This is a genomic window from Streptomyces sp. NPDC096339, from assembly GCF_044762985.1.
In the GTDB taxonomy this organism is placed as follows: domain Bacteria; phylum Actinomycetota; class Actinomycetes; order Streptomycetales; family Streptomycetaceae; genus Streptomyces.
In genome coordinates, this window is record NZ_JBIWFI010000004.1 from 127,759 (window position 1) to 146,365 (window position 18,607).

Consider the following 18,607-nt stretch of genomic DNA (forward strand, 5'->3'; position numbering starts at 1 on the left):
GGCCGCCGGAGGTCACGCCGGTACCGGCTGCTTCGCCGGTTCCGGCGCGGTGGCCGGGGCGGCGGGCTCCGGGCCGGTGTTCAGTTCGGCCAGCATCTGCTTCGTGAAGCCGAAGAAGAACGTGGCGGCGAAGCCCACCAGGTAGCCGACCGCCAGCCCGCCCGCGTAGATGGCGACGGTGACGCCCATGCCGGACTCGCCGTCCAGGAGCGGGAAGAGGGCCCAGCCCGAGGGGCCGATGGCGGTGGAGCCGAAGGCCACGCCGAGCTGGTTGAACAGGCCCACGAAGGCCCCGCCCGCCGCGCCGCCGATGCAGGCGGTGACGAAGGGTCGGCCCAGCGGGAGGGAGACGCCGTAGATCAGGGGCTCGCCGACGCCCAGGAAACCGGCCGGCAGCGCCGACTTGATGGTGGCGCGGAGCGAGCCGTTGCGCGGCAGCCGGCAGTAGACGGCGATGGCCGCACCGACCTGGCCCGCGCCCGCCATGGCGAGGATGGGCAGCAGGACGGTGTAGCCGGACTGCTCGATGAGGGTGGTGTGGATCGGGATCAGGGCCTGGTGCAGGCCCAGCATGACCAGGGGGAGGAAGAGCCCGCCCAGGACCAGGCCCGCGAAGGCGCCGCCGATGGCGAGCAGCCGGTCGGCGAAGGTGCCGATGGCGGCGGAGGCCTCGCCGGCGATGAACATCAGGCCGAAGAGGGTGACCAGGCCCGAGATCAGCACCGTGAGGGTGGGGGTGACCAGGACGTCCAGGGTCTCCGGCACCCAGCGCCGGCACCACTTCTCGACCTGGACCGCGAGGAGGGCTGCGGCCAGGGCGCCGAGCACGCCGCCCTGGCCCGGCCGGAGTTCATGCCCGAAGGCGGTGATCTTCGCGACCCCGGGGAAGACGATGATGGCGGCGACCGCACCGCCCAGGACGGGCGTACCGCCGAACTCCTTGGCCGTGTTGTGGCCGACGAACACCGCGATCAGCGACATGAATCCGGACGCGATCGCGGCGAGCGCCGGGACCAGGGCCGGCAGCCATCCGAGGTTGGTGAGCACGCCGTTCAGCCCCGCGATCACACCGCAGCCGATCAGGGCCGGGATCAACGGGACGAAGATGTTCGCGATGCGGCGCAGGAACAGCTTGAAGGGCGTGGCGTTGCGGGCCTTCCGGGCTTCCCTGAGGGCCGCGCCCTGGGCCTTCAGGTCGTCCGCCGTGACCGGGGGGTGGTGGGCGGCGGCGATCGCCGAGCGGCCCTGCTCCACCAGGGCCTCGAACTCCGGGGTCACCCGGGCGACGGCGCCCGGGCCGAGCACGATCTGGTACGTGTCGTCCTCGACCACCCCCATCACCGCGGGCAGGGCCTTCAGCGCCTCGTCGTCGACGAGGGAGCGGTCGCGCAGGGCGATGCGCAGGCGGGTCATGCAGTGCGCGATCGAGGTGATGTTGTCCGGGCCGCCGACCAGGGGGAGGATCGCGGCGGCCGTGGCGCGGTGCTTGTCGGCGGGCGGCTTGGCGGGCGGCTTGGCGGATGTCTTGGAGGGCGGCTCGGCGGGTGGCGTGGTGGGCCCGGTGGGTTCGTTGGGCTCGGTGGGCATCGTGGGGGTCGCCTTGCTCTCGGGGGGCGTGGGGGTGCGTCGGTGTGCCGGGGGCGTCGGTCGTTGTCGGTCTGCGCCTGTCAGCGGGGTTCGTGGGCGGCGGCCAGGGCGGCGCGGAGGTGGCCCCGGGAGGCGGCGAGGAGTTCGGCGGCCGCGTCGCCGTCGACCCCGCCGAGGATGACGAGGACGGCGTTCTTCACCTCGCCGCCGGTGGCGGTCAGCGCGGCCTCGATCTGCTCGTCGGGAGCGCCGGTGGCAAGGGACACGATGCGGCGGGCGCGGGCGCGCAGCTTCTCGTTCGACGAGCGCATGTCGACCATGAGGTTCCCGTAGGTCTTGCCCAGGCGGATCATGGTGATCGTCGAGATGAGGTTGAGCACGAGCTTCTGCGCGGTGCCCGCCTTCAGGCGGGTGGAGCCGGTGAGCAGTTCGGGGCCGACGACCACCTCGATGCCGTGCTCGGCGGCGGCCGCGAGCGCGGAGCCGGCGTTGCAGGAGAGCCCGACCGTGAGCGCTCCGCGCGTACGGGCGGCCTCGACGGCGCCGATCGCGTACGGGGTGCGGCCGGAGGCGGAGATGCCGACGACGGTGTCGTCCGGGCCGATGGCGAGCGCGGCGAGGTCCGCAGCGGCCAACTCGGCCGAGTCCTCGGCGCCTTCGACGGCCTTCACCATCGCCGTGGGGCCGCCCGCGATCAGGCCGACGACCTCGGCCGGGTCGGTGTTGAAGGTGGGCGGGCACTCGCTGGCGTCCAGCACGCCCATCCGGCCGGCGGTGCCGGCGCCCGCGTAGACGAGCCGGCCGCCGCGTGCCATGCGTACGGCGATGGCGTCGACGGCCGCGGCGATCTGCGGCAGTTGCGCGGCGACGGCGGCCGGGACGGTGGCGTCCTCGGCGTTCATGGTGCGGGCGATGTCGAGGGTGGACAGCCGGTCGATTTCGGCGAGTTCGGGACGGAAGGCCTCGGTGGTGAGGGTGGCGAGCTGGGCGCGGAGTTCGGCGTAGGCGGTCATGGGCGGCTCCTACCGGGTGGAGTGACGGTGTGCAAGGGCCTCGTACGAGGCCGCGAGCGCGGGCGCGGCCCGCTCGTACGTCCGCTGCGCGACGGCGACGAACAGGCAGTCGACGACGAGGAGCTGACTGGTGCGGCTGGACATGGCGGCCGGGCGCAGCGCGGTCTCGCGGGCGGCGGAGGTGGCGAGGACGTGGTCGGCGTAGTGGGTGACGGGCGCGTTCGGGCGGCCGGTGAGGGCGATGGTGGTGGCGCCGCGCTCGAAGGCGGTGCGCAGCGGCTCGATCACGTCGCCCGTGGAGCCGGAGTGGGTGATGGCGACGGCCACGTCGCCGGGTCGCAGCTGGACGGCGTTGGTGACGGCGAGGTGGGGGTCGCTGTGGGCGTGTGCGATCAGGCCGATGCGCAGCAGCTTCTGGGCGAGGTCCTGGCCGACGAGCGCGGAGGTGCCGATGCCGTAGACGTCGATGCGGCGGGCGGCCGCGAGGGCGGCGACGGCGGCGGAGAGCCGGGTGAGGTCGAGGCCGGCGGCGGTGTCGGCGAGGGTCTGCGCCTCCTCGTGCGCGAGCTTGGCGACGACGTCGGCGAGGGGGTCGTCGACGGCTATGTCGATGGTGACGGCGGGGGCCGCGCCGGACTCCTGCCGCGCGGCCAGGGCGGCGAGGGCGAGGCGCAGGTCGCGGTAGCCGGGGTAGCCGAGGAGGCGGGCGGTGCGGACGACGGTGGCCTCGCTGGTCCCGGTGCGTTCGGCGAGGGCGGTGACGGTGAGCGCGGCGCATTCGGCGGGATCGGCGGCCACGGCTTCGGCGACGGCCCGCACGGACCGTGTCATGGACGGCGCGAGACTCCGCACCCGCGCCCGCAGGGCCGGGGCCGGCGAAGCCGGCGGGGGCGGCGGGGGCGGGGCGGTCTCGGCTGTGCCGGGCCGGGCGGTGGCCGTGCCGGTGGTGTCGGGCCTGAGCGGGCCCCGAGCGGTTGTCCTGGCTGACGCGGTCGCGGGTTCGGACCGGGGCGGCGCCGGGGTGAAGGTTTCCTTCGGCTTCCTGCTCACGCGTGAAATCTATTTTCAGGGACAGGGTGGGGCAAGCCGCCACAAGTCATCCGCGAGAGGGCCTTCGCCACGGGCTTGTCACGGGGCCACAATGAGCGCATGGACCACGCGACCCCACTGGAACAGGCGCTGCATGTCGCCCGTGCACTCGTGCTCGCCGATCTCGCCGCCGGCGAGGTCGCCGATGCCGATGTCGTCTCCCTCGTCGAGGACTCGGTCACGCACCGCCGGTGGTGGGTGGAGCAGTGGCCGGAGGGGGTCGACTACCTCGCCGGACTCGTCGCCCAGGACGTGCAGGACGCACTGCTGGAGAAGTACGGCCGCTGGCCGCTGTGCCCGGTCTGTACGCACGGCGACCCGCACGCGCTGGACGTGGAACCGGAGCTGGGACCCGACCCGCACTGGGTGTGCTCGGAGGCGGGCGTGAGGGTGGCGTCCGTCGGCGCCCTCGGGCCGGTCTTCCACCCGGGCCGGTGAGCCGCCGGTGACGGTGTACATCGACCCGCCGACCTGGCCGGGTCATGGCCGCATGTGGTCGCACCTGGTCAGCGACGTCTCGTACGAGGAACTGCACGCCTTCGCGGCGTCCATCGGCTGCCCGCCCCGCGCCTTCGAGCGGGACCACTACGACGTGCCCTCGCACCGCTACGCGGACGCGGTCGCCGCGGGCGCGGTGGAGATCGGCAGCAAGGAACTGGTCCGCCGGATCACCCAGGCCGGCCTGCGCCGCCCCAAGGGCCGCCCGGCCTAGCCGGGTGGGAGGCTCGTCACTGGCGGGGACGAGGGCGGGGCCGGGGACGAGGGCGGGGCCGGGGATGACGGACGGGCCGACGGCTCAGGGACTCCGTTGGGCTGCGCCTCCGCCGGGAGCGACCACACGTGCTCCGGAGTCACGATCTTCGTGACCGTGTTGCCGATGAGGGAGCTCAGGTTGCCGTACTTCCCGTCGATGTCGGAGTTGACCACGATCACCAGGGTGGCCCGGGCCTGCGGGAGCCGGGCGGCGATGGTCTCGTAGCCGGGCAGCTCGCCGTTGTGGCCGATCCAGCCGTCGATGTCGGCGATGCCCAGCCCGTAGCGCACATCGGGGTACCCGGTGGGGAGCATGCGCAGCCGCTGGGCCTGGGTGCCGGGTTCCAGGAGGCGGTCGCCGTCGGGCAGCCGGCCGTCCACCAGGGTCGGGACCCAGGTGCGCAGGTCGCCCATGGTGGAGATCATCGCGCCGGCCGCCCAGGCCCAGGAGGGGTTCCACGTGGAGGCGTCGGCGGTCGCGCCGTCCGGTGTGAAGTTCGTGTAGCCGTGGGCGTACGGGCCGGGCATCGCGGAGTCCGTGGGCAGGGAGGTCTCGTCGAGGCCCGCCGGTTCGAGGACGTGCTCGTCCAGGTACGTGTGCAGGGGCTGTCCGGAGACCTTCTCGACGAGCAGGCCGAGCAGCACGGTGTTGGTGTTGCAGTACATCCAGCGGGTGCCGGGCGGGAATTGGGCGGGGTGCCGGAAGGCCACGTCGAGGAGTTGCCGCGGGGTCCAGGAGCGGTGCGGGTCGGCCTGGTAGGCGGCCAGCCAGGTCTTGTCCTGGGTGTAGTCGTACAGGCCGCTGCGCATCTCGGCGAGTTGGCGGACCGTGATCCGGTCGCCGCCGGGCACGCCGTCGAGGTACGTCGATATCGGCGCGTCGAGCCGTACCTTCCCCTCGTCCGCCAGCCGCAGGACGCCGGTGATGGTGAAGGTCTTGGTGACGCTGCCGATCCGGGTGGAGAGATCGGTCTTCATAGGGGTGCCGGCGGCCTTGTCGGCGGTGCCGAAGGCGCGCTCGTAGGGTTCGCCGCCGTCGATCCACAGGCCGACCCCGACACCGGGGATGCCCGCCTCGCGCATGGCCGCCGTGATCGCGTCGTCGAGCCGCTCGGCGGTCGCGGGATCGATGCCGGCCCGGCCAGGTGGGGCGGCGGCGGGGGCCTGGCCCGCGCACAGCGCGGTCAGCAGCAGGGAAGCGGCGGCCAGGGCGGTCGTCGTCCTCGTCCGGTGGCGGGCCATCGGGGACCCCCTCTGACGCACGTCCCCGAGCGGTCCCTCCCATCGTAGGAATCGGGGCCCGGGGCGGCGACCGGGCGCCTCGTCAGGCGCGGGCGGGCTCTACGGCCGACTCGCCGGTCTGCTCCGCGGCGCGGCCCGGCGCCGGGCTCGCGGAGGCCACCACGCGGGTCGGCCGGTGCGGTGTACGGCGGTGCAGGCGGAGGGCGACCAGGGTGAGGGCGATCGCCGTGACGGTCATGGCCGCGCCCGCCCAGGCGGTGGCGGCGAAGCCGAGGTTCGCGTCGATGACGGTGCCGCCGAGCCACGGGCCGCCGGTGTTGCCCAGGTTGAAGGCGGCCGTGGTGGTGGCGCCGGCCAGGGTGGGGGCTGCGCCGGCGACGTTGAACATGCGTGCGTTGAGCGCGGGGGCGGTGAAGAAGGCCGAGACGCCGAGGAGGAAGGACAGGGCGATCGCCGCGGCCGCCGTGGAGGCGAGGAGGGCGAGGGCGGTGAGGAAGACGGTGGAGGCGGTGATGCCCCAGATCATGACGCCGAAGAGGTGCGCGTCCGCGACCCGGCCGCCGATGGTGGTGCCCACGAGGGCGCCGATCCCGAAGAGGCCGAGGATCCACGGGACCCATCCCGCGTCGAGCCCGGCCACGTCCGTGAGCAGCGGCGACAGGTAGCTGAAGGCGCAGAAGACGCCGCCCGCGGCGAGGGCCGTGATGCCGACGGACAACCACACCTGGCGGTCGCGGTAGATGCGCAGTTCACGGCGGAGCGTGGGGCGTTCGGCGGGCAGCGGGATGCGCGGGATCAACGCCAGGATGCCGGCCAGGGCGATGGCGGAGGCCGCGCCCACCGACCAGAACGCGGAGCGCCAGCCCAGGTGCTCGCCGAGGAAGGCGCCGGCGGGGACGCCGAGGACGTTCGCGATGGACAGGCCGCCGATCATGACGGCCATCGCGCGGGCCCGCTGGTCCTTGTCGACCATGGCGATGGCGACGGCCGCGCCGACGGCCCAGAAGCCCGCGCAGGCGAGGGCCGAGACCACGCGGGAGGCGAAGAGGAGCTCGTACGAGGGGGCCAGCGCGCCCGCGACCTGCCCGAGGCCGAAGAGGCTGATGAGGGCGATGAGGGTGGTGCGGCGCGGGAGGCGCAGGGTGGCCACGGCCAGCAGTGGCGCCCCGACGACCATGCCGATGGCGAAGGCGGATATGAGCAGGCCCGCCTGGGGGATGGTGACGCCCATGTCCTCGGCGATGGGCGGCAGCAGCCCGGAGAGCATGAACTCGCTGGTGCCGAGTGCGAAGACGGAGAGTCCGAGGACGTAGACGGCCACGGGCATGCGGCTACGGGCGGGGTGCGAGGGGCGTGCGGCATCGGCGGGCATGACTGATACCAACCGGTGTGAACGCGATCAAATTCCCCGTTGCCGGGAGGGTCCAGTGAGCTGCGCCAGCTCGGCGGTGAGGTTGGCGCGGGCCGGGGCCTCCCAGTGCGCGGCTCCGTACGGGGTGCGGAAGAGCCGCGGCAGGTCGAGCAGCTGCCGCAGGACGGCGGCGCGGCCGGTGCGGAACGCCTCGTCGGGGACGAAGCCGTACTCCTCGCGGACGGCGGCCACGTACGCGGCGTAGGCCTCCGGGGCGCCCGCGAGCACGCCGAGGTCGGCGTCGCAGAGGACCTCGCCGTTGGTGTCGCCGGGGGCGGGGTCGTGGGTGACGGTGAGCCGGACCAGCCGGGCCACCTCCGCGGTGCGGGCGGCGTCCACGCCGAGCTTGGGCAGGGCGCGCTCGGCCATGGCGGCGCTGCGCTCCTCGTTCTCGGAGCGGTCGGGCCGGTAGACGGCGTCGTGGAACCACGCCCCGAGCCGGACGGCGGCGGGGTCGGCGGCGTGCGGGGCCAGTACGTCGATCCGCGCGAGTACGTCGGCCAGGTGCGCGGTGGTGTGGTAGCGGCGCTGGGGTTCCGCCCATGCGGCGAGGAGCCGGTCGGCGTAGGGGGCGGGGTCGCGGTCGGGGGAGGCGCCGGCGGCGGCGACGGCGGCCTGCCAGTGCGCCCGGAGGGCGGGGGTGTCGTCGTGCGGGGTGCCTGTGTCCATGCGCACATTGTGCGGGTGGCGTGATTGTGCTGGTGGAGCGCGGGCGGAGACCCGTACCCTGATATTGGACTAGACCTATTTTCCATTACCGGACGAAGGACGGCATCTGATGAGCAACCGTGCGCTCCTGGAGGTGATCGCCCTCGACGTGGAGGACGCGGTCGCGGCCCAGGCCGGTGGGGCGGACCGACTCGAACTGGTCACCGACATGGCCGCCGACGGGCTCACCCCGTCGCGCGAGACCTTCGCGGCGATCAGAGCGGCGGTCGACATCCCGCTGCGCGTGATGCTCCGCAAGGCGGACGGTTTCGCCGCGGGCGACGTCTCCGTGGTGGTGGAGGCGGCACGGGAGCTGAGGGCGGAAGGGGCGCGGGAGTTCGTCCTCGGCTTCCTGAACCCGGACGGCAGCCCGGACCTGGCCGCGGCCCGCGCGGTGGTCGCGGAGCTGGAGGGCTGCCGGTGGACCTTCCACCGGGCGATCGACCGCGCGGCGGACCGGGACGGGCTGCGCAAGGCGCTGGCCGAGCTGCCCGGGCTGGACACGTACCTCACGGCCGGCTCCGCGGCCGGGGTCGAGGAGGGCCTGCCGGTGTTGCGCGCGGAGGCGGGCGCGGCGAGGCGGGGAGAGCCGGGGTACGGGGCACGGATCATGGTCGGCGGCGGGCTGGCCCTGTCGCACCTGCCGGTGCTGCGCGAGGCGGGCATCGACGCGTTCCACATCGGTGGGGCGGCGCGTCCCTCCGGGTGGGGGCGGCCCGTCTCGGCGGCGGCCGTCGCGGAGTGGCGGGCCGCGCTGGCCTGACCGGCCGAGCCTCGGGGCGCTGCCCCGCCCCCGCGCCTCGAACGCCGGAGGGGCTGGGTTTCGCCCCCGTGCCTCGAACGCCGGAGGGGGAGGCTTTGCCCCCGGCGGGGATACCCAGCCCCGCCGGCGTTTGAGGCGCGGGGTCTGGGGCGGAGCCCCGGGGAACGGAGGAAGGGCGGGGCGGGGAGCGGCTGCGCGCAGCGCCACACCCCGCCCGTCAGACGAGGGCGGTCGGAAGAGGGGCCGCGTGGAGCAGGGTCAGGCCCGAGACGGCTCGGGTGAGGCACACGTACAGGCGGCGCAGGCCCGTCCGTTCGTCCGGCTCGCCGTCCACGATCGCCGCCGGCTCGTCCAGGACCACGTAGTCGTACTCCAGACCCTTCGCGAGCGAGGCCGGGACCAGGGTGAGGCGGGACTCGGCCGTCGTCTCCTCGCCGGGGGACAGGTAGGGGAGGTCCGCCGCCCGCAGGGCCTCCGCCAGGGCCGGGATGCGGGCGTCCGCCGCGATCAGGCCGATCGAGCCCTCGTACGCGAGGGACTCGCGGCAGGCGGCGAGGACCGCCGGAGTCAGGTCGGAGGGGTCTTCCGTCGCCGAGATCCGCAGCGAGCCCGGGGTCTCTCGGACCGAGGAGACCGGCGCCAGCCCCGGCGAGATCGACGGCAGCAGCCGCGACGCGTACGCGATCACCTCGCGCGGCACGCGGAAGCCCGCCGTCAGCTCCTCCACCACCGCCGCCGGCTTTCCCAGGTGCGCGAGGGCCTCGTCCCAGCTGCGCGTGGCCCACGGGGTGGTGCCCTGCGCGAGGTCGCCCAGCACCGTCGCCGAACCCGTCGTGCAGCGCCGCCCCACCGCCCGGTACTGCATCGGCGACAGGTCCTGCGCCTCGTCGACGACGACATGGCCGAGGGAGTGGGTGCGCTCCACCAGGTCCGCCGCCTCGTCGATCAGGACCAGGTCCGCCGCCGACCACTTCGCCGACTTCACGCTGCGGAAGGGCTTCGGCCAGAGCAGCAGCTTCTGCTCGTCCTCGTCGAGGACCCCCGCCGCGTGCTCCGCCAGGAACTCCGGGTCGGACAGGAGGCGCAGTACGAGCTTCGCGGGGTCGACCGGCGGCCAGACCTCCTTGACCGCCGCCTTCACCGCCGCGTTGCGGGCCACCGAGTCCTGCACGCGGTCGTCCGGCGCCTCGCCCGCCTGTTCCATCCGGACCAGGACGGCGTGCGCGATGCGCTGCGGGAGCGCCTCGCGGGCGGCCCCGTAGCGGATGTCGCGGTTCCGGAGCTCCTCCACCATCTCGGCCAGCTCGTACGACGGCACGCGCCAGCGGCGCGAACCGCGCACCACCATCAGCGCCTCGGTGGGCGCCGTCACGTGCGATTCGAGGGCGCGGCGCAACACCTGCGCCATCCGGGAGTCGCCCTTGACCACGGCGGTCGCGGCGGCGTCCGTACCGCGTACCTCCAGGCCGTCGCGGGCCACCAGGTCGTCGACGGTGGCCTGCTTGACCTCGAGCTCGCCGAGGGCGGGCAGGACCTGCTCGATGTAATGCAGGAAGGAACGGTTCGGCCCGATGACGAGGGTGCCGGTGCGGGCGAGGCGGTCGCGGTGCGCGTAGAGCAGGTACGCGACCCGGTGCAGGCCGACGGCCGTCTTCCCGGTGCCGGGGCCGCCCTGCACGCAGACGGAGCCGGACAGGCCGGAGCGGACGATCTCGTCCTGCTCGGGCTGGATCGTCGCGACGATGTCCCGCATCGGGCCGACGCGCGGCCGCTCGATCTCCTGCTGGAGCAGCTTGCTGACGGCCGACGCCTCGGCCGGGTCGGAGAGGTGCTCGTCCTCGTACGCCGTGAGCTCGCCGCCGGTGTAGCCGAAGCGGCGGCGCAGGCCGATGTCCTGCGGGTCCTGCTTGGAGGCCCGGTAGAACGGCTGGGAGACCGGCGCGCGCCAGTCGATGACCATCGGGTCGCCGCCGGCGTCGTGGACGTGGCGGCGGCCGATGTAGAACTGCTCGCCCTCCGCGCCCTCGGCGAGGTCGGCGCCGGGCGCGTGCAGGTAGTCGAGGCGGCCGAAGAAGAGCGGCGTGTGGGAGAGGTCCGCGAGGGCCTTGATGCGGTCGTCGATCTGGGCCTGGAGGACGATGGCGTTGACCCAGTTCGCGGTGACGTCGCGGATGTCCAGGGCCTCCACGTCCTCGCGCATGGCACGGAGCGCGGCGCGGGAGGCGGCGAGGTGCGAGCGTTCGCGGCCGAGCGGATCGGCCTCGGAGGTGGCGTCGGGGGTGGTGTCGGGGGCGTGCGCGGGCACGGGACTGCCTCCAGCTGCTGGTGCGGAACAGTTGGCCCGCCGGTTACCGTCCGGCGGGCGGCTCTCCCCGGTGGGGCGGTGGGAGGCGGCAAGAGCGGAGATTCTAGTCACCGCGGCGTGCGGGCGCGAACGGGTTTCGGGGCCGTGAGTCCCTCCGGTACGGGACTTCCGTCCGGGACTTCCGTCCGGGACCTCCGTCCGGGTGACGACCCGGCCGTTGTCACCCTTTGGGTACACCACTAGGGGGCCGTATGAGCCCCGAGGAGGACCCCCGCGGCCCCGGGGTTCCGCCCGCAGGGCGATGTGCGGTGCCGGCCGGAAGCGCACCATGGATACATGAGCACCGCAACCTTCACCCCGATCCAGGGCGGCCGCCCGAGCGGCGCCACCGCCACCTCCTCCGGCTCGCACCCCCGGCACTTCGTCGGCAATGCGCTGCGTGCGGCCAAGGTCTTCGCGGCGGCCGCCGTGAGCGTCGTCGTCCTCGGCGAGTACGCCGAGGACGCGGGCGTCATCCGCCGCTGACCTCCCGGTCCGGGTGCCGTGCCGTGATTCGGCTGCCGCGCCGCTGCCGGGGCGCTGCCCCGGACCCCGCGCCTCAAACGCCGGCGGGGCTGGATGTGCCGCCGCGCGGGATCCCGGCCCGGACCTCGTGCCTTGAACGCCGGCGGGCTGGATGTGCCGCCGCGCGGGATCCCGGCCCGGACCCCGTGCCTTGAACGCCGGCGGGGCGTTCGTCAGTCGCTCGCCAGCAGTTCGTCCGCGTCCATGATCCGGTACGCGTAGCCCTGTTCGGCCAGGAAGCGCTGGCGGTGGGCCGCGAAGTCCTGGTCGATCGTGTCGCGTGCGACGACCGAGTAGAACCGCGCCTCGTGACCGTCCGACTTCGGGCGCAGTACGCGGCCCAGGCGCTGTGCCTCCTCCTGCCGGGAGCCGAACGTGCCCGACACCTGGATGGCGACCGTCGCCTCCGGCAGGTCGATGGAGAAGTTCGCGACCTTCGACACCACCAGCACGTTGATCTCGCCCTCGCGGAAGGCGTTGAACAGCTTCTCGCGCTGCGCGTTCGACGTCTCGCCCTTGATGACGGGGGCGTCCAGGTGCTCGCCGAGCTCGTCGAGCTGGTCGATGTACTGGCCGATCACCAGCGTCTGCTCGCCCTGGTGCTTGCGCACCAGCGCCTCGGTGACCTTCCGCTTCGTCGCCGTCGTCGCGCAGAAGCGGTACTTCTCCTCCGTCTCGGCGGTCGCGTACGCCAGCCGCTCCGACTCGGTGAGGTTCACGCGGACCTCGACGCAGTCCGCCGGGGCGATGTAGCCCTGCGCCTCGATCTCCTTCCACGGCGCGTCGAACCGCTTCGGCCCGATCAGCGAGAACACGTCCGACTCGCGGCCGTCCTCGCGGACCAGAGTGGCCGTCAGGCCGAGCCGGCGGCGGGCCTGGAGGTCGGCGGTGAACTTGAAGACCGGCGCGGGCAGCAGGTGGACCTCGTCGTAGACGATCAGGCCCCAGTCCCGGGAGTCGAAGAGCTCCAGGTGCGGGTAGACGCCCTTCCGCTTCGTGGTGAGGACCTGGTACGTGGCGATGGTGACGGGGCGGATCTCCTTGCGGGTGCCGGAGTACTCGCCGATCTCGTCCTCCGTCAGCGAGGTCCGCTTCACCAGCTCGTGCTTCCACTGGCGGGCCGAGACGGTGTTGGTGACGAGGATCAGCGTCGTCGCCTTCGCCTTGGCCATGGCACCCGCGCCGACCAGCGTCTTGCCGGCGCCGCAGGGCAGTACGACCACCCCGGAACCGCCGTGCCAGAAGCCCTCGACGGCCTGCTGCTGGTACGGCCGCAGGGCCCAGCCGTCCTCGGCCAGGTCGATCGGGTGGGCCTCGCCGTCCACGTACCCGGCGAGGTCCTCGGCCGGCCAGCCCAGCTTCAGCAGCGTCTGCTTGATCTGCCCGCGCTCGGACGGGTGCACGGCCACCGTGTCCGCGTCGAGCCGCGCCCCGACCAGCGGGGTGATCCGCTTGGACCGAAGGATCTCCTCAAGCACCGGGCGGTCCGTGCTGGTCAGGACCAGTCCGTGCACGGGGTGCTTGGAGAGGGTGAGTCGGCCGTAGCGGGCCATGGTCTCGGCCACGTCGACGAGCAGCGCGTGCGGGACGGGGTAGCGGGAGTATTCGACGAGCGCGTCGACGACCTGCTCGGCGTCGTGCCCGGCGGCCCGGGCGTTCCACAGGCCGAGCGGGGTGATCCGGTAGGTGTGGATGTGCTCGGGAGCCCGCTCCAGCTCGGCGAAGGGAGCGATGGCGCGGCGCGCGGCTCCGGCGAGTTCGTGGTCGACCTCCAGGAGGAGGGTCTTGTCGCTCTGGACGATGAGAGGCCCGTTCACGCACGTACCTTTCCGACGCGGGGCGGTCACCCGGGTGCGGGCGGCCAAACCTCCAGTCTGCCTTATCGGGGAGGAGCGGGGTGGCCGGGGCGTGTTAGCTTGCCGGGCCGAAAGCGGATCACGGCCGACGGGGGACCGGACTTCATGGAGACGAGCAGGCGCACACCGACGAGCAGGCGCACACCGCCGACGGACGGCTTCCGCGTCGAGCGGGCCGGTGCCGGTGCCGGTGCCGGTGGCAGTGCCGGTGTCGACAGCGTGCTCCGGGATTGGCGTCACGTCCACAACCTGGTCGTTCCCACGGCCCCGCTCTCCCCGGAGGAGGTGCTGGAGCGGGCCGGGCGCAACCGGCTGGACGTCGCGTACGTCGGTGACGTGCTGGTGGGCTGCATGACGGTGCGCCCGCCCGCCGGCGAGGATCCGGTGGTCGTGATCGCACGGGTGCTGCCCGAGCACCGGGGGCGCGGCCTCGGCGCTGCGCTGTACGAGCACGGGTTGGCGCAGGCCCGGGAACTCGGGGCCGCGACGGTCCGGACGGTGGTGCTGGAGAGCAATCCGCAGGGGCTGCGGTTCGCGCTCGCGCGGGGGTTCGTCGAGATCGAGCGCTATGTACTGCCCGGGGACACCGTGGCCTTCGTCGACCTGGATCTGGAGCTCGCGGCGACTGCCTAGACCGGGCCCAGCCCGCGCAGCAGCAGGGCCAGGCCGCCGTCGAACTCCCGGTCCGGAGTGAGGGCCGGGGCTCCGCGTGCGGCCTCGGTCAGGTACGGGAACCGCTCCGCCGGGAGTTCGGCGATGGCGGCCGTGCCCGCGCCGGAGAGGGCGCCGAGGTGTTCTTGCTGGACCGCGCCGATCACGTAGGCGAGCAGGGCCCGCAGGGCGATGATCCGCTCCTCGGGCCCGATGCCGGCCTCGGTGAGCACCCCGAGCAGCGTCTCGCCCCAGCTCATCACGCTCAGGGAGCGGTGGCGGTGGGTGAGGACCAGCGGCAGGACGGCCGGGTGGGCGGCCACCGCGCCGCGGAGCCGGGCGACGAGCTCGGTGACCCGCTCCTGCCAGGGGCGGCCGGGGGGCGGCGGGGTGGAGTCGACCGCGCTGAGGACCAGTTCCACGACGAGGGCTTCGAGCTCCTCGCGGTCCTGGACGTAGCGGTACAGGGCCATCGTGCTGATGCCGAGCTCCACGGCGACGGCGCGCATGGACAGGCCGGTGAGTCCGTCGCGGTCGATGACGGCCAGGGCCGCGGCGGCCAGCCGGGCCGGGGTGAGCGAGCGGGGTCGGGGCATGGTGGTTGACAGCGTACGTCATACGCCTACGCTGGTAGGTGTACGGCATACGCCTAACCAGGGGGTCCAGCTCCGATGAAGCTCTCCGTAGGTTCCGTAGTCCCCGCCCGCACCCTCACCGCGGTAACGGACGGCGCGCCCGTGGCCGTCCCCGACCCCGACGCCGGACCCGACCGGCTGGTCCACCTCCAGTTCCGCCGGTTCGCGGGCTGCCCCGTCTGCCACCTGCACCTGCGCTCCGTCGTGCGCCGCCACGCCGAGATCGAGGCGGCCGGGATCAGGGAGGTCGTCGTCTTCCACTCCAGCGCCGCGGAACTGCGCGAGCACGTCGCCGACTTCCCCTTCGCGGTGGTCGCGGACCCGGACAAGCGGCTGTACGTCGAGTACGGCGTCGAGTCGTCCTACCGGTCCCTGCTCAGCCCCCGGGCCTGGTGGCCGGTGGTGCGGGCGGTGGCCGCAGGCGGGGTCGAGGTGATCAGGGGCAGGGGGAAGCTGCCCTCGCGCACCCAGGCGAACGGGCGGCTGGGGCTGCCCGCGGACTTCCTGATCGGGCCGGACGGCACCGTCCTCGCCCGGTCGTACGGGCAGCACGTCGACGACCAGTGGCCGGTGGAAAGGCTGCTGACGCTGGCGGAGGAGGCCCGTGGGGTCCGGGCATGAGCGATGTTTCGACGTCGGGCGGATCGACTACGCGCCCAGGTGAGGCAACGGGCCGGAGGGGTAAGGGGTTTCCGCGGGCAGTAGCGCGCGGGCCGCGTCACCCTCCCCGGACCGGACCAGCCCGTGGATCTCCCGGGCCAGCGGGGTGACGTCGCGGATGGAGACCGTCCACTCGTCGGCGTAGGCGCGCGAGAACGGACCGGACAGGCCCAGTTGGAGCGAGCGGTGCGGGAGCGGATCGAGGTGGAGGTCGCGCTCCGGGTCCCACTGGACGCGGGCCGACGTCGTCCGCACCGACTCCTGCCAGGCCGCGCGGTCCGCGTGCACGTCGGGGACGTAGTGCGACAGGCAGGCCCCGCGCAGCGCCTGGTCGAAGCCGGCGCGGGTGATCTCGACGGCCAGCACCGTCTCCTGGTCGGGCTTGGTGGCCCAGCCGCAGCGGTACATCATCCACAGGAACGAGGGCTTGATCCACGTCATGCGCTCGCGCTTCCATGCGGCCGGGAACCGGCCGTCGCGGGCGGCGGGGCCGCCGAGGTGGGGGGCGTAGGCCTGGTAGACGGTGACGGTGGTGTCCGTGTGCCGTGCTCGGATCTGGCGGGTGGGTACGTCTCGCGTGGCGTGCACGTCTCGCGTGTCTTGCATGCCGTTCAGGGTGCGGGGCGCCTGCGGCGGGCCGCCATTGGTTTTCCCTGCGGGTGCGGGTGCGGGTGCGGGTGCGGGGCTGCGCGGTGCGGGGCGGGGCTGTGCGGGCTGTGCGCAGGTGTGTGCGGCGCCGTTGCCGGGGCGCTGCCCCGGACCCCGCGCCTCGAACGCCGGCGGGGCTTGGGGGTGTGCCGGCGGGGTCGGGTGCCGTCGGCTAGAGGTGTTCCTCCGCCAGTTCCGCCACGCCCGTGATGCGGTGCAGGGCGTACGTGCGCACCTCGTCCGCCGTGTGGTCGTAGCCCGTGACGAAGCCGCCCTCCACCCGCACCGGGGCGATGACGCGCTGGCTCGCCGAGCCCTCCGCGTTCACGTAGCCGATCCACACCGCCGACCCGGTCAGGGCCGCCGCCTGGACCGTCGCCAGGGTCTCCGCCGCGCTCGTGCGCGGGAGTTCGCCGGGCACGACGGACGAGGCGGAGGACGCGGACGCCGCCGACGCCGACGCCGGTTCCTTGCGGACCGCCGTCGCCGCCACGTCGCCCGCCCGGATCGCGCGTACGGCCGCGCCGAGCAGCGTCTCGTCCGGGACCGGCGGGCCGTCCGGGACCGGTACCGGGGCCTGGCGGTCCGGGGTGCGGTGGGCGTCCGCGCGGGCCACCAGGACGTCACCGGTACGGGATTCCGCCGCCGGGGCGTAGCCCATCGCCCGCAAACCGTCGAGGAGGGCGGTCGGTTCGGCCTGGGCCGCCAGCACGGTCGGCGCGAGGCGGCGCAGCCCCAGGCCGGCCGAGCGCTTGTCGGCCAGGATCTCGTTCAGCATGCCGTCGTCGTCGCAGCGCACGTACGAGGACGCGGCCCCGACGCGCAGGTGCCCGTGGCGCCGGGCCACGTCGTCGATCAGGTACGCGAGCGGCTGCGGCACCGGGGTGATGCTGTGCTCGGCGAGGAAGGCGTGCAGGTCGGCGGCGGTCCGCCCGGCGTCCAGGGCGCGGCGCACCGACCCGGGCGTGAAGCGGTACACGGTCGCCCCGCCCTTGGACTCCACCTCCGCCAGCACCGCGAGGACCTCGGCGAGCGGGCGCCGCAGCGGACCGGGCGCCACCGCCGTGAGGTCGGCCTGCAGGAGGACGTGGTCCACGGGCTCCGGGAGGAGCGGCGCCAGCAGGGGTGCGGGGTCGTCGTGGGCGAGCAGCGCGCGGCCGGGGCCGGACAGCGCGCCGCGGCCGGTGACGCCGAGGACCTCCGCGTCGGCCATCGTCCATCGGGCGAGGCGGGCGCGCAGCTCGCTCGTACCGCGCACCGGACGTTCCCACGCGAGCCGCGCGAGGACCGCGTCCGGGTCGGCGGAGGCGCCTTCGGGCAGATCGGCGAGGAGCGCGAGGACCCGCCGGCGGACCTCGGGGGCGCCGGAGCGGTCGAGTTCGGGGCCCAGCGCCGACAGGGTGCGGCCCTTGGCGTCCTGTTCGCCGACCAGACCCGGCGTCCGGGTGGCCGGCAGCCAGGCCGCCACCAGCGCTGACCACCGCTCCGCGGGCGGCAGTTCGCACCAGTCGTCGAAGGCGGGCGTGGGCGCGTAACGCTCGTCGGCCTCGCCGTCACTGGCCAGCAGGCCCGCCGCGTAGGCGAGTTCGACCCAGAACGCCGCCTGGGGCTCGGCCGCGTCGAGAGCGACCGCCGTCCGCTTCAGGTCCCGTACGGACAGCCCGCCCGCGCGCAGCACCGGCGGACCGGCGTGCTCCCAGGACTTGACCAGTTCCTCGACGGTGGACAGCGCGGCCAGCGCCTGTCCGGCGGCGTTCGCGTCCACAAGCTGTGGACGGTGCTCGCGGTGCGCGGGCACCGCCGGGGCCACCGGCTCCACGGACCGGTGCGCGAGCCCGCCCCGCAGGTGCAACGCCACCTCGCGGGGCAGCACCACCGTCCGCGCCGACGCGGGCAGCAGCAGCCCCCGGTCGCGCAGCCAGCGCACCGGCGCCGTCGGATTCGGCGTCACCTCGCCGTACGGAGGACCCCAGACGAGCCGGCCCAGCACCTGGTGCGCCTCCGCCGGGGCCTCGTCCAGCAGCTGCGACATCCGCTGCCGGTCGGTGAACAGGGCGGTCAGCGCCGTCACCGCGGACACCGGGTCGTGGGTGGCGGGCAGCCCGGCGGCCGCCACGATCTCCTGGATCCGGGTCGGCGACATCCCGGCCGTGGCCTCGGAGACCGTGGGGCCGAGGCCGGTGGGGGAGGGCCGCTGCGCGGACGGCGCGAGCAACTCGCGGGCGGTGCGGACCAGCCGCAGCCGCTCGTCGTCGCCCCACACGAGGGCCTGGTCGCGCAGGGTGCCCAGCGCGCGGGGGAGCGCGTCCCGGGCCGCCTCGTCCTCGCCGCCGTCACCGGTCAGCAGCCGCTCCAGCACCTCGTACGGGCACGGCTCGGGGGCCACCGCGAGGGCCTCGGCGGTCTGCAGGGCGAACCGGTCGAGGCGGTCCAGGGCCCGCACCACCGAGGCCCGGGTCCCGGCCCGGGTGGCCAGCTGCGTCACGTCGCCGGGTACGGGGCTGAGCAGGTCCGGGCGGGCGTGGAGCAGCGCGGCGAGCGCCGCGTCGTCGCGGGCACGGAGCGCCTCCGCGAGGGAGCGGGGGGCGGTTCCGCTTGCTGCGGCGCTTCCGCCGGATGCCCCTGCTGTTCCCGCAGTGCTTGCCTCGGGCACGGTCGCCTCCTGGTCGCGTCGGCCGGTCAGGGTGGCCGGTCGGTCGGCCAGTGCGTCGGCCGGCCCCCA

At 74.3% G+C, this 18,607-nt stretch carries 17 protein-coding genes; 6 read left to right on the forward strand and 11 right to left on the reverse strand.

The features are described 5' to 3' along the window. Positions 1-12 precede the first annotated feature (12 nt). The 3 genes from ACIQ5Y_RS08940 to ACIQ5Y_RS08950 form a co-directional block, all read right to left on the reverse strand. Positions 13-1,587: a PTS transporter subunit EIIC gene (locus ACIQ5Y_RS08940; RefSeq protein WP_403876878.1), complete on the reverse strand. Its 1,575-nt coding sequence runs from the start codon at positions 1,585-1,587 to the stop codon at positions 13-15. Between the two features lie 80 nt (positions 1,588-1,667). Next, a complete protein-coding gene (gene murQ / locus ACIQ5Y_RS08945; protein ID WP_403876880.1) occupies positions 1,668-2,600 on the reverse strand; it encodes an N-acetylmuramic acid 6-phosphate etherase in 933 nt (310 codons plus the stop codon). Positions 2,601-2,609: 9 nt separating this feature from the next. After that, positions 2,610-3,464 carry a MurR/RpiR family transcriptional regulator gene (locus ACIQ5Y_RS08950; protein ID WP_403877465.1) on the reverse strand — a complete coding sequence of 285 codons (855 nt, stop codon included), beginning with the start codon at positions 3,462-3,464 and terminating at the stop codon, positions 2,610-2,612. 285 nt (positions 3,465-3,749) lie between these two features. Here ACIQ5Y_RS08950 and ACIQ5Y_RS08955 point away from each other — a divergent pair, with 285 nt between their 5' ends. Further along, positions 3,750-4,127 carry a hypothetical protein gene (locus ACIQ5Y_RS08955; RefSeq protein WP_403876883.1) on the forward strand — a complete coding sequence of 126 codons (378 nt, stop codon included), beginning with the start codon at positions 3,750-3,752 and terminating at the stop codon, positions 4,125-4,127. Positions 4,128-4,134: 7 nt separating this feature from the next. Then, positions 4,135-4,401 (forward strand): DUF4031 domain-containing protein, encoded by a 267-nt coding sequence (locus tag ACIQ5Y_RS08960; RefSeq protein ID WP_403876886.1) that lies wholly within the window; start codon positions 4,135-4,137, stop codon positions 4,399-4,401. On the opposite strand, the gene ACIQ5Y_RS08965 is transcribed toward ACIQ5Y_RS08960, so the two are convergent. From ACIQ5Y_RS08965 to ACIQ5Y_RS08975, 3 genes are all read right to left on the reverse strand, one after another. Beyond that, complete coding sequence (locus tag ACIQ5Y_RS08965; protein ID WP_403876889.1) at positions 4,398-5,684, reverse strand: serine hydrolase domain-containing protein; 1,287 nt, start codon at positions 5,682-5,684, stop codon at positions 4,398-4,400. The genes ACIQ5Y_RS08960 and ACIQ5Y_RS08965 overlap by 4 nt on opposite strands. Positions 5,685-5,766: 82 nt before the next feature. Then, a complete protein-coding gene (locus ACIQ5Y_RS08970; protein WP_403877468.1) occupies positions 5,767-7,011 on the reverse strand; it encodes a Cmx/CmrA family chloramphenicol efflux MFS transporter in 1,245 nt (414 codons plus the stop codon). 72 nt (positions 7,012-7,083) lie between these two features. Further along, a complete protein-coding gene (locus tag ACIQ5Y_RS08975) occupies positions 7,084-7,764 on the reverse strand; it encodes a hypothetical protein (RefSeq protein ID WP_403876892.1) in 681 nt (226 codons plus the stop codon). Between the two features lie 109 nt (positions 7,765-7,873). Between ACIQ5Y_RS08975 and ACIQ5Y_RS08980 the strand changes: the two genes are divergently transcribed. After that, entirely contained in the window at positions 7,874-8,566 is a 693-nt protein-coding gene (locus ACIQ5Y_RS08980) for a copper homeostasis protein CutC (protein WP_403876895.1), read from the forward strand. Between the two features lie 217 nt (positions 8,567-8,783). Here the strand turns inward: ACIQ5Y_RS08980 and ACIQ5Y_RS08985 are convergent, their stop codons facing one another. Further along, positions 8,784-10,871: a HelD family protein gene (locus ACIQ5Y_RS08985; protein ID WP_403876898.1), complete on the reverse strand. Its 2,088-nt coding sequence runs from the start codon at positions 10,869-10,871 to the stop codon at positions 8,784-8,786. A gap of 336 nt (positions 10,872-11,207) precedes the next feature. Between ACIQ5Y_RS08985 and ACIQ5Y_RS08990 the strand changes: the two genes are divergently transcribed. Further along, positions 11,208-11,396, forward strand: a complete 189-nt coding sequence (locus tag ACIQ5Y_RS08990) for a hypothetical protein (protein ID WP_384582154.1) — start codon at positions 11,208-11,210, stop codon at positions 11,394-11,396. Positions 11,397-11,608: 212 nt separating this feature from the next. Here the strand turns inward: ACIQ5Y_RS08990 and ACIQ5Y_RS08995 are convergent, their stop codons facing one another. Further along, entirely contained in the window at positions 11,609-13,252 is a 1,644-nt protein-coding gene (locus ACIQ5Y_RS08995; RefSeq protein WP_403876902.1) for a DNA repair helicase XPB, read from the reverse strand. 144 nt (positions 13,253-13,396) lie between these two features. Between ACIQ5Y_RS08995 and ACIQ5Y_RS09000 the strand changes: the two genes are divergently transcribed. Beyond that, positions 13,397-13,924, forward strand: coding sequence for a GNAT family N-acetyltransferase (locus ACIQ5Y_RS09000; RefSeq protein WP_403876906.1), 528 nt, complete (start codon positions 13,397-13,399; stop codon positions 13,922-13,924). Here the strand turns inward: ACIQ5Y_RS09000 and ACIQ5Y_RS09005 are convergent. Beyond that, a complete protein-coding gene (locus ACIQ5Y_RS09005; RefSeq protein ID WP_403876909.1) occupies positions 13,921-14,538 on the reverse strand; it encodes a TetR/AcrR family transcriptional regulator C-terminal domain-containing protein in 618 nt (205 codons plus the stop codon). The genes ACIQ5Y_RS09000 and ACIQ5Y_RS09005 overlap by 4 nt on opposite strands. A 75-nt stretch (positions 14,539-14,613) precedes the next feature. Between ACIQ5Y_RS09005 and ACIQ5Y_RS09010 the strand changes: the two genes are divergently transcribed. After that, positions 14,614-15,198 carry a peroxiredoxin-like family protein gene (locus tag ACIQ5Y_RS09010; RefSeq protein ID WP_403876912.1) on the forward strand — a complete coding sequence of 195 codons (585 nt, stop codon included), beginning with the start codon at positions 14,614-14,616 and terminating at the stop codon, positions 15,196-15,198. 27 nt (positions 15,199-15,225) lie between these two features. Here the strand turns inward: ACIQ5Y_RS09010 and ACIQ5Y_RS09015 are convergent, their stop codons facing one another. Then, a complete protein-coding gene (locus tag ACIQ5Y_RS09015) occupies positions 15,226-15,843 on the reverse strand; it encodes a DUF4291 domain-containing protein (protein WP_403876915.1) in 618 nt (205 codons plus the stop codon). Positions 15,844-16,057: 214 nt separating this feature from the next. Beyond that, positions 16,058-18,538, reverse strand: a complete 2,481-nt coding sequence (locus ACIQ5Y_RS09020; protein ID WP_403876918.1) for a helicase C-terminal domain-containing protein — start codon at positions 18,536-18,538, stop codon at positions 16,058-16,060. Positions 18,539-18,607: the final 69 nt, after the last annotated feature.